Origin of the sequence: Rhodococcus sp. (in: high G+C Gram-positive bacteria), assembly GCF_049286785.1 — a bacterium.
Lineage (GTDB): Bacteria > Actinomycetota > Actinomycetes > Mycobacteriales > Mycobacteriaceae > Rhodococcus_F.
On record NZ_JBAQEO010000670.1, the window covers coordinates 1 to 8,231 of the forward strand.

Sequence of the window (8,231 nt, forward strand, 5' to 3'; positions counted from 1 at the left end):
AACTCGACTGCGTGCACGAGATCCCCGACGGCGGGAGCTGGCTCAAAGTGCCCTTGGGGAAGATGGACACCGAACGGATGATCCCCATCGACGCCGACATCCTCGACCTGGTCGACCGCATCACCGAGCTGCGATCCCAGGGACGACCGTTGCCGCACCCCCGCTACCGACGCCCGGCCCAGTTCCTGTTCACCCACCACGGCCGACGCTTGGGACAAGGCGCCGTCCGTGCCGAGCTCGACCGGGCCGCCGACCTCGCCGGGCTGAAACACATCACCCCGCACCAGCTGCGGCACACCTACGCCACCGCCCTGGTCAACGCCGGGGTCTCCTTGCAAGCACTGATGGCACTGCTCGGCCACATGTCCGCGGAGATGAGCCTGCGCTACGGACGGCTCTTCGACACCACCGTCCGCACCGAGTACGAGCGCGCCCTGGACCTGGCCAAAGCCCAGGCCCGCACCCCAACGCCCGGCCGGACCAGCCTGCCACTGACCGACATCACCGGCGGCGCGGACTGGAAAGACACCCCGCTGCTGAAGTCCCGGATGGCCGGAGGGTTCTGCCTACGCGCACCCGCCCAGGGCGCCTGCACCTACGCCAACATCTGCGAACACTGCCCCAGCTACCACTCCGAACCCAGCTCGCTACCCGTCCTTGCTGCCCAACGCGTCGACGCCGAAGCCCTCGCCGCCGACGCCGAACAGCGAGGCTGGATCACCGAAGCCGACCGCCACCAGCGACTCATCGCCCGACTCGACACGCTGATCAGCAAGGCCCAAGCAGGATGACCAACACCGACACCCTCAACCGCGTCGAACGCGCCTGCATCGCACTCGGCCACGACGGCAAAGACGTCACCTTCACCGCCGTCGCCGCCCGAACCGGCCTGGGTCGCACCACCCTCTACCGCGACCCCACCATCCGCGCCGTCATCGAAGAACACCGCCACAGCAGCACCCGCAGCGGCACCGTGGTCGGCCTCACCGACGAGATCGCCACCCTACGAACAGTGGTCGACGAACTCGCAGCGCGCGTGCGACGCCACGAGGAGCAACTCCGCAGACTGCAGACCCCGAAGCGCTGAAATCGTTAACCGGCCAATCCACCAGCCTGACCCGCCTATTAGCCGGATAATCGTATGACAACGCGATGGCGGAGGCGTTCAACTCGTTGTTCAAGGCCGAGTGCATTCGCAATCCCGTGATGCGCCCACGCGGGGGCTGGCGAGGCGTTTGAGACGTCGAGTGGGCGGTCGCCGAGTACATCGACTGGTTCAACCACCACCGCTTACATGGCGAGATCGACCACGTTCCACCTGCCGAGTACGAGGCCGCCTACTGGTCGAATGACACGGCGGCCGACTACCGTGAGACACCGGTCCTCGCTGAGGCCGGAACCAGATAACCGAGCCTCCGCCGAAATCGGGGCGATTCACTAACTGTCGTTGCGTATCAGGAGTGGCCGTGTCGTCTTGGGCGCAATTCATGTCGTTCATCAAGCTTGCGAGCGGGTTGGCCCGATCGCCGGCACTACTCACTTGCCCGAAGTGCGTCGGACAGAGGTTTCGGGAATAGCTCGCGGGTCGCGATCTTGTCACACCGTGAACACGCTCCGCAACGCGTCCGGAACGTCGCGGTAGGAGCGAATCGTCCGGCACTTACCGCGACCGAGGCGCGCGAGGTCGCGCCCCAGGTCGACATCCTTCTCTCCGCTGACGTCGAGCAGCACGTCCAATCGCGGCAGCGTGGTCGCAATCGTCCGCGGGTCGGGACCGGCGTTGTGAACACAGTCGCTGAGCAGGAGCACTCTTCCCTCACTGAACGGAGTGTTGCTCAGTTCTTTTCGAGAAGTCTGCAGGGCAAAGGCAACGTTTGTCAGTCCTCGTGCTGGAACCTGGAGCAGCAGGTCGAGCACCGCACTCGGGTCGAGGCGCCGCCCCAGCGGTGAGAGCACTGCCGCGTCCGACCAGAACGCGATCACCGCGAGCCGATCACGATGCAGTGCGCTCGCCAGTGCGCCGACAGTCGCGGCGGCAGTGCGGATCCGCGCGCCTTTCATCGACCCGGAGAGATCGATGGCAAGCACCACCGACCGCCGTGCGCGCACGCGCTCGCGCACGACGATGTCGTCGTCTTCGGGGAACGGCTTTCCCGCGATCGCCTGCACCGTCGCGTCGAGGTCCATTTCGGCGGAGCCGCCCCACCAGCGAACGTTCGTCAGGTCGCCGACGCCGCGTCTCGCACGCCTGTCGCGCGGGGGCTGCGCGAGTGCAAGACGGCGTGCGATCCCGTGGGAGCGGCGACGTGTGAGCGTGTCTGCTGCGGACTCGTCGACCTCGTCGAGGGCAATCACCTCGCCGGTTTCCGCAGTGTCACCACTGGTGGTGGAGCCTGGTAGCCGGGCAGATCCAGCCCGTCCACGACTCCGGTCGGCGCCGATCAGCACCAGGGCGCCCCCGGATCCGCTGGAAGGCTGGAACAACGTCGGCTCTACGTCGAGCTGTTTCGGCCGCCGCCGCAGCGGACGTAATCCCCGCTTGCCCGAAGACCGTCGGCGGGTCAGCGGGGAATCCGCCTCGATGGCTCTTCAACCAGGTTTGGCCGCAGATGGATTGAGCAGGAAATGGTCTTCCCATACCTCACGGAGTACCGCCTCGGGCGTGGCCGCAAGAGTCTCGTCGACGTGAATGCGTCCCGACAGCGCGACGAGCAGGGCGTCGAGCACCACGCCGGTGTAGTCTCCGGGCAGGTCGCGCGGTGGGGTGAGCGCCGGCTCTTCGGGCAGAACGACGTCGCGCATCATCGCGAGTTGAATCGCGATCACGGTCAGGTCGATCGCGCCCCGGACACTGCTGCCCTGACGGACGTCGTCACGTTCCCGGGTGGCCCGGGTGAGGGCGACCGCGTCCGACACCAGACGTGGAGATTCGATTCCGGTGCGTTGCACAACGATTCCACGTTCTGCCTCGGCATCCTGATAGCCGATGGCGATGCGGCACAGCCGGTCGTGCACCGAGTCGGGAAGCCGGATCATCACCGACACAAGAGGGAGTAATCATGGGACTTCTCGACGGTAAGGTCGCGCTCATCACCGGTGGCGCACGCGGACAGGGCCGCGCACACGCCCTCGTCTCGGCCCGCGAAGGCGCCGACGTGATCCTCGTGGACATTGCGGACCAGATCGCCAGCGTGCCTTACGCGATGGCCCGCCAGGAAGATCTTGCGGAGACCGTCAAGCAGGTCGAGCAACTCGACCGCCGTGCCTTGGCGATCACCGCCGACGTCCGGTCGCAGGAGCAGCTCGATGCCGCCGTTGCGCAGGGTATCGCCGAGTTCGGTCAGATCGATATCCTCATCGCCAATGCCGGTATCTGGACCATGGGTCCGTTCTGGGAACTGAGCGAAGAATCCTGGAACGATATGATGGACGTCAACCTCACCGGCGTGTGGAAGTCCGCAAAAGCGGTGGCGCCGCACATGATCGAGCGGCAGAGCGGGTCGATCGTCATCACCTCGTCCGTCAACGGCCTCGAACCGGGCGTCAACTACTCCCACTACGTGGCCTCCAAGCACGGTGTCATCGGATTGATGAAGAACATCGCCCTCGAACTCGCCCCGCACGGGGTGCGGTGCAACTCGATCAACCCAGGGGCGATCCTCACCCCGATGACCGACCACCAAGGTGCCAGGGACATGTTTGCCGGCCATGAGGGCGGCACCCAGGAGGAGCTGTTCGAGGGTGGCTACCACTTCCACGCGCTCAAGGGACATACCTTCATGCCACCGGAGGTCATCGCGAACACCGCCCTGTACCTGAATTCCGAACTCGCGGCGAGCGTCACCGGGGTGACCATCCCCGTCGACGCAGGGCACATGCTGCTCACCGGCTACAACCATGAACCGGTGAAGAAGTAGCGGCAGGAATAGACACGGCAGAGGCTGCATCATGACCCTCAGTGCCCAATCCGACACCGCCGTCACCGGAACCCGGGTCACCGGGGTGGGCGTCGACACGGTCCGCGGTATCCGCGACCGGGTCGCCGGCCACCTCGTCGGCCGCACCCACGAACTCGATTTGCTGCTCGCCACCGTTGCCGCGGGGCGCGACGTGCTGCTGGAAGGTCCACCGGGAACGTCCAAATCGACGATGCTGCGGTCCATCACGTCCGAATGGGGCATCCCGTTTGTGTTCGTCGAGGGTAACGCCGACCTGACGCCGACACAGCTGGTCGGCCACCACAATCCGTCTCGAGTGCTCCGCGAAGACTACTCGGCCGGGAACTTCGTCGCCGGCCCACTCGTCGAAGCGATGCGCACCGGCGGGTTTCTCTACATCGAGGAACTCAACCGTGCGCCGGAGGACACGCTCAACACCCTGCTCACGGCAATGGCCGAGCGGCGGATTGCGGTGCCGCGTGTCGGGTCGGTCGAGGCGCTGCCCACGTTCAGGATCGTCGCATCGATGAACCCGTTCGACAATGTCGGCACCAAGGTGATGAAACTCGGCTGTGATCCGCGCCTCACCATATGGCATAGGGTGTCAAAAGTGTAGAGGTTCGAGGCGAAAAGGGGACTTTCGTCCACTCTCTGTCAAGATGGGCCCGTGACGGACTCGGGGGATGAACGAAACGTGGGCGGGGCGCGATGGGGTCGGCCCGCCTCCACCAGCGTGCACGCGCTCGCGGATGTGGCGCAAAGACTCTTTCTGGACAAAGGATTCGAACAGGTCAGCGTCGACGACATCGCCTCCGCCGCGGGAATCAGCCGACGGACCTTTTTCCGCTACTTCCCCGCCAAGGCGGATGTGTTGTGGGTCGAATCGCCGGCGGAGCTGGAGAGGCTGCGCGAGGCACTGCAGACAAGCAGCACCGGCAACGGGGAGGACTACAAGGAGGTCCTGATCCGCGCGGTACTCGCCGCGCTGCAGTTTCCGCCCGAACGGCGCGAGTGGGCGCTGCACCGCGCACAACTCGTCTTCGATATCCCGGCGGTGCAGGCGCACACCGCGGTACGCCAGGACGCCTGGCGCACCGCAATAACAGAGTTCGTCGCACGCCGGACGGGGCACCCGGTCGACACGCTGTTTCCTGTCGCGGTCGGCCACGCAACTGCCGCGGGAGTGCAGGCTGCCCTTCGGTACTGGGTCGCGCACCCCGACGAGGAACCGGCCGAGGTGCTCCGTCGGACGCTGGAGTTGGTCGTACCCGCAGCTCCGCCCACCGAAGAGACCCGGACCGGCCGGACCCGGCAGCCAGAGGCGCCCTGACAGGGCGTTCGAGACCGCTCCCGAGCGATTGATTCGACACATCCGAAACCGTGCGGCCGGCACCACCGGTACATCGAGAGTTCATCCGTTCATCCGAGAGGTTTGTCAGCGCCGTTCTGCGACAACATGGTCACCCACGACGCCGACCTCATCACGCGGTCGTGGCTCGAGCCGAGGTTCCGCAGCGCGCTCGACCCCGCCGTATGGGACGAGGAGCGGTGATGACCGCGCCGGCGGCCCTGCCCCGCCGCTCTCGGTGAAACCGTGCGTAGTCGCGGCGGATTCCGGACAGCGTCCAGCACCAGGTCGTGAGTGTGTGGGATCGGGTGACCGGTGGCGTGGTGGTGGTAGCCGATCGCCGCCACCCACCGGGCCAGAGTGACCGGGACGTAGGCCCGCTCCCCTGCCATGTCGTAAGTGTCGTCGGCGGCGACCAGATAGGCGGCGACGGTCACCGGGTGCGCCGGCAACGCCGTGTGCGTCCGTGCGCCGTACACCACCGTTCGAACCGCCGCCACGCCGACGCATACGTCCGCCGTGTGCCCTCGGAACGAGACGCGGCCACCGCCCCGGCGATCCGGGCGGCCGCCTCCTCCGACAACTCTGGTGGCAGCCCCCACCCGTCTGCCGGAAACGACACCCGGTGCGGCGGTGCCCTGCGCCGTAGGGGCCTGCTCGATAGTCGTCACGGAAGCGGACACTACCGGCACGCACCGACAGCGCAGCTGCATGGAACCGTGTCGTGAAGTGGGGATTCGAGCCCAATGGTAGTCACATACCGGCGACAGCACGCGCCCGGGCCGACCCACACGGGAGAATCACTGTCATGCACGCCCGTCGCCGGCCCGGTCACCTCGTCCACGTCGTCGCAGTCCTGCTGCTCGCTCTCATGGCCGCTGCCTGCGCACCATCCACCGACCAACCCGCAGGACCGGCCACGCCGCCGCCGGGACCGCCGATCACGGTGGCCCCGGCCGACGGCGCCACCGCGGTCAATCCCCTCGACCCGGTATCGGTGAGCACCACCGGAGGCACCCTCGAAACGGTCACCATGACGAACGACGAGAACCGGGTGGTCGAGGGCATCTTCACCCCGGACCGTCTCTCCTGGAAACCGGGAGTGCCACTCGGCTACGGCAAGACCTACACCCTTGTGGTCACCGCGGTCGGCGATCAGGGCGCCCGGAGCACTCGGACCAGCACCTTCTCCACCGTCCGGCCCGGCAACCAGACCAAACCGTCCTTCGTCACCACCGGTGGGAACCTGCTGACCGACGGCGGAACCTTCGGGGTCGGCATCGTGATCGTCACCCACTTCGACGAAGCGATCACCGACAAGGCCGCCGCCGAGAAGGCCCTGCACGTGGAGTCCACACCTCCGGTCGCCGGCTCGTGGTACTGGGCCGATGACCAGAACGTGCACTGGCGACCGCGGAACTATTGGGCGCCTGGTACCCAGGTCAGGGTCCGCGCGAACGTCTATGGCCTCGCCGTCGGCGAAGACCTCTTCGGGCAGGAGGACGTGCAGACGTCGTTCACCCTCGGGGACGCGCACATCTCCGTGGCCGACGATGCCACCAAACAGGTGACCGTGACCGACAACGGGCAGGTGGTCCGGACGATGCCGACCTCGATGGGTAGGGGCGGCACCGAGGTCGTGGGCGGGCGGACCCTCTCGTTCTGGACGCAGCCCGGCGTCTACACCGTCATCGACAAGGCCAACCCGGTCGTGATGGATTCCTCCACCTACGGTCTGCCGGTCAACTCGCGCCTCGGATACAAGGAGTCGATCAACTACGCCACCCGCATCAGCAACGACGGCATCTACCTCCACGAACTCGCCGACACCATCTGGGCGCAGGGCAACACCAACGTTTCGCACGGGTGCCTGAACCTCAGCCCCTCCAACGCCCGCTGGTTCTACGACTTCTCCGTCCCCGGCGACGTCGTCGAGGTCCGGGGCACCGGCGGAGCCCCACTCGAGTTGTGGCAGAACGGCGACTGGTCCGTCCCGTGGGACCAATGGCAGGCAGGCAGCGCACTGACCTGACCCGCCCATCGACCCCTGCAGCAGGGCCAGGGGGTCGGACCGAGCGACGCCTTCCCCTCGGATTCGCGATGAGTCTGGCAGTGCTGGGGCTGGCCACCCGATTCGACCTGCTCAGCCTCGGCGACGGGACGGGACGGGTTTTCCCCGCACTGGGCGTGTTCTGAATCTTCGCGTGGGGGTGGGCGGCAGCGCGCTGCCCCACGGTGTGGCACCGTGTGGGTGTGATCGTCCTGCTTGTGGCTCGCCGTTCCCGGCTCGTTGGCGACCTCGACCGGGAACTGACCGGGTTCAGGCCCTTCGCGCCGGTCGGAGGAATCGCGCCGGTCGGAGGAATACTGCGCCAGGCTTCGCCCGCGAGGAACACATTGCCGTAGCGCATCGGCTCGTACACTACGCGCGGAAGGGCAGCACCATCTGTTCGATGATGGGGCTACGCTCGAGTTCGAATCCGTCCGGTCCGGCGACCCGCTTCTGCAGTGCCTCCCAGGTCCGGTCCTCGGTCCACGCGGAGGCGTCGATGCTCAGGTCACATTGGAAGTACATGCGCTGCACCGTCACACTGCGCTGACTGATCAGCACGTGCTCGGAGTTGGCGTAGATCTACTCGGATGCGCTCGGCGGGGCCTCGGTGAGGATCGCTAACCACCTCGGCGATCGACGGCATGGCCCCGCCCGCTCCGCCTACCTGGCCGTGTACGGGATCTCAGCGCCGACGAATGGTGTGAAGACCAGTTATCTACAGTGCGAGGACGAGAGATGTACAACGCGCCAAGTCAGGCTCTGACAGCGATCTCTGTGACGAAGATGGTCACGACTGTTGGGAACGCCTCTCGATTCCGGCGCAACGAATCGCATCCCCCCATTGCGGAGTCGGCCCGATGACCGCGGCTGCGTTCGTTCCCGAAACGAGCAA

8 protein-coding genes and 3 pseudogenes are annotated in these 8,231 nt (G+C 66.4%); 7 read left to right on the plus strand and 4 right to left on the minus strand.

From position 1 onward, the window contains the following. From WAW17_RS24090 to WAW17_RS24100, 3 genes and pseudogenes are all read left to right on the plus strand, one after another. Nucleotides 1–791 (plus strand): tyrosine-type recombinase/integrase (locus WAW17_RS24090; protein WP_422335412.1); only part of this gene is annotated, 791 nt, incomplete at its 5' end. Then, entirely contained in the window at nt 788–1,087 is a 300-nt protein-coding gene (locus tag WAW17_RS24095) for a DUF6262 family protein (protein ID WP_422335413.1), read from the plus strand. The genes WAW17_RS24090 and WAW17_RS24095, both read left to right, overlap by 4 nt. A gap of 167 nt (nt 1,088–1,254) precedes the next feature. Next, nucleotides 1,255–1,407 (plus strand): annotated as a pseudogene (locus WAW17_RS24100) (IS3 family transposase); the annotation flags it as partial. A 189-nt stretch (nt 1,408–1,596) separates the two neighbouring features. Here WAW17_RS24100 and WAW17_RS24105 read toward each other — a convergent pair. Together WAW17_RS24105 and WAW17_RS24110 are read right to left on the minus strand one after the other, a co-directional pair. Continuing rightward, entirely contained in the window at nt 1,597–2,565 is a 969-nt protein-coding gene (locus WAW17_RS24105) for a vWA domain-containing protein (RefSeq protein ID WP_422335419.1), read from the minus strand. Between the two features lie 24 nt (nt 2,566–2,589). Next, a pseudogene (locus WAW17_RS24110) lies at nt 2,590–3,030 on the minus strand (MoxR family ATPase); the annotation flags it as partial. 29 nt (nt 3,031–3,059) lie between these two features. On the opposite strand from WAW17_RS24110, the gene WAW17_RS24115 reads away from it, so the two are divergent. The 3 genes and pseudogenes from WAW17_RS24115 (at nt 3,060) to WAW17_RS24125 (ending at nt 5,268) form a co-directional block, all read left to right on the plus strand. Then, nucleotides 3,060–3,917, plus strand: a complete 858-nt coding sequence (locus tag WAW17_RS24115; protein WP_422335414.1) for a mycofactocin-coupled SDR family oxidoreductase — start codon at nt 3,060–3,062, stop codon at nt 3,915–3,917. 31 nt (nt 3,918–3,948) lie between these two features. Then, a pseudogene (locus WAW17_RS24120) lies at nt 3,949–4,521 on the plus strand (AAA family ATPase); the annotation flags it as partial. Nucleotides 4,522–4,605: 84 nt separating this feature from the next. Further along, nucleotides 4,606–5,268 (plus strand): TetR family transcriptional regulator, encoded by a 663-nt coding sequence (locus WAW17_RS24125; protein WP_422335415.1) that lies wholly within the window; start codon nt 4,606–4,608, stop codon nt 5,266–5,268. Nucleotides 5,269–5,357: 89 nt separating this feature from the next. On the opposite strand, the gene WAW17_RS24130 is transcribed toward WAW17_RS24125, so the two are convergent. Next, nucleotides 5,358–5,957 carry a hypothetical protein gene (locus WAW17_RS24130; protein WP_422335416.1) on the minus strand — a complete coding sequence of 200 codons (600 nt, stop codon included), beginning with the start codon at nt 5,955–5,957 and terminating at the stop codon, nt 5,358–5,360. A gap of 137 nt (nt 5,958–6,094) precedes the next feature. Here WAW17_RS24130 and WAW17_RS24135 point away from each other — a divergent pair, with 137 nt between their 5' ends. Continuing rightward, nucleotides 6,095–7,318, plus strand: coding sequence for a L,D-transpeptidase (locus WAW17_RS24135; RefSeq protein WP_422335417.1), 1,224 nt, complete (start codon nt 6,095–6,097; stop codon nt 7,316–7,318). Nucleotides 7,319–7,708: 390 nt separating this feature from the next. Here the strand turns inward: WAW17_RS24135 and WAW17_RS24140 are convergent, their stop codons facing one another. Then, nucleotides 7,709–7,897: a hypothetical protein gene (locus tag WAW17_RS24140; protein WP_422335418.1), complete on the minus strand. Its 189-nt coding sequence runs from the start codon at nt 7,895–7,897 to the stop codon at nt 7,709–7,711. Between the last annotated feature and the right edge of the window lie 334 nt (nt 7,898–8,231).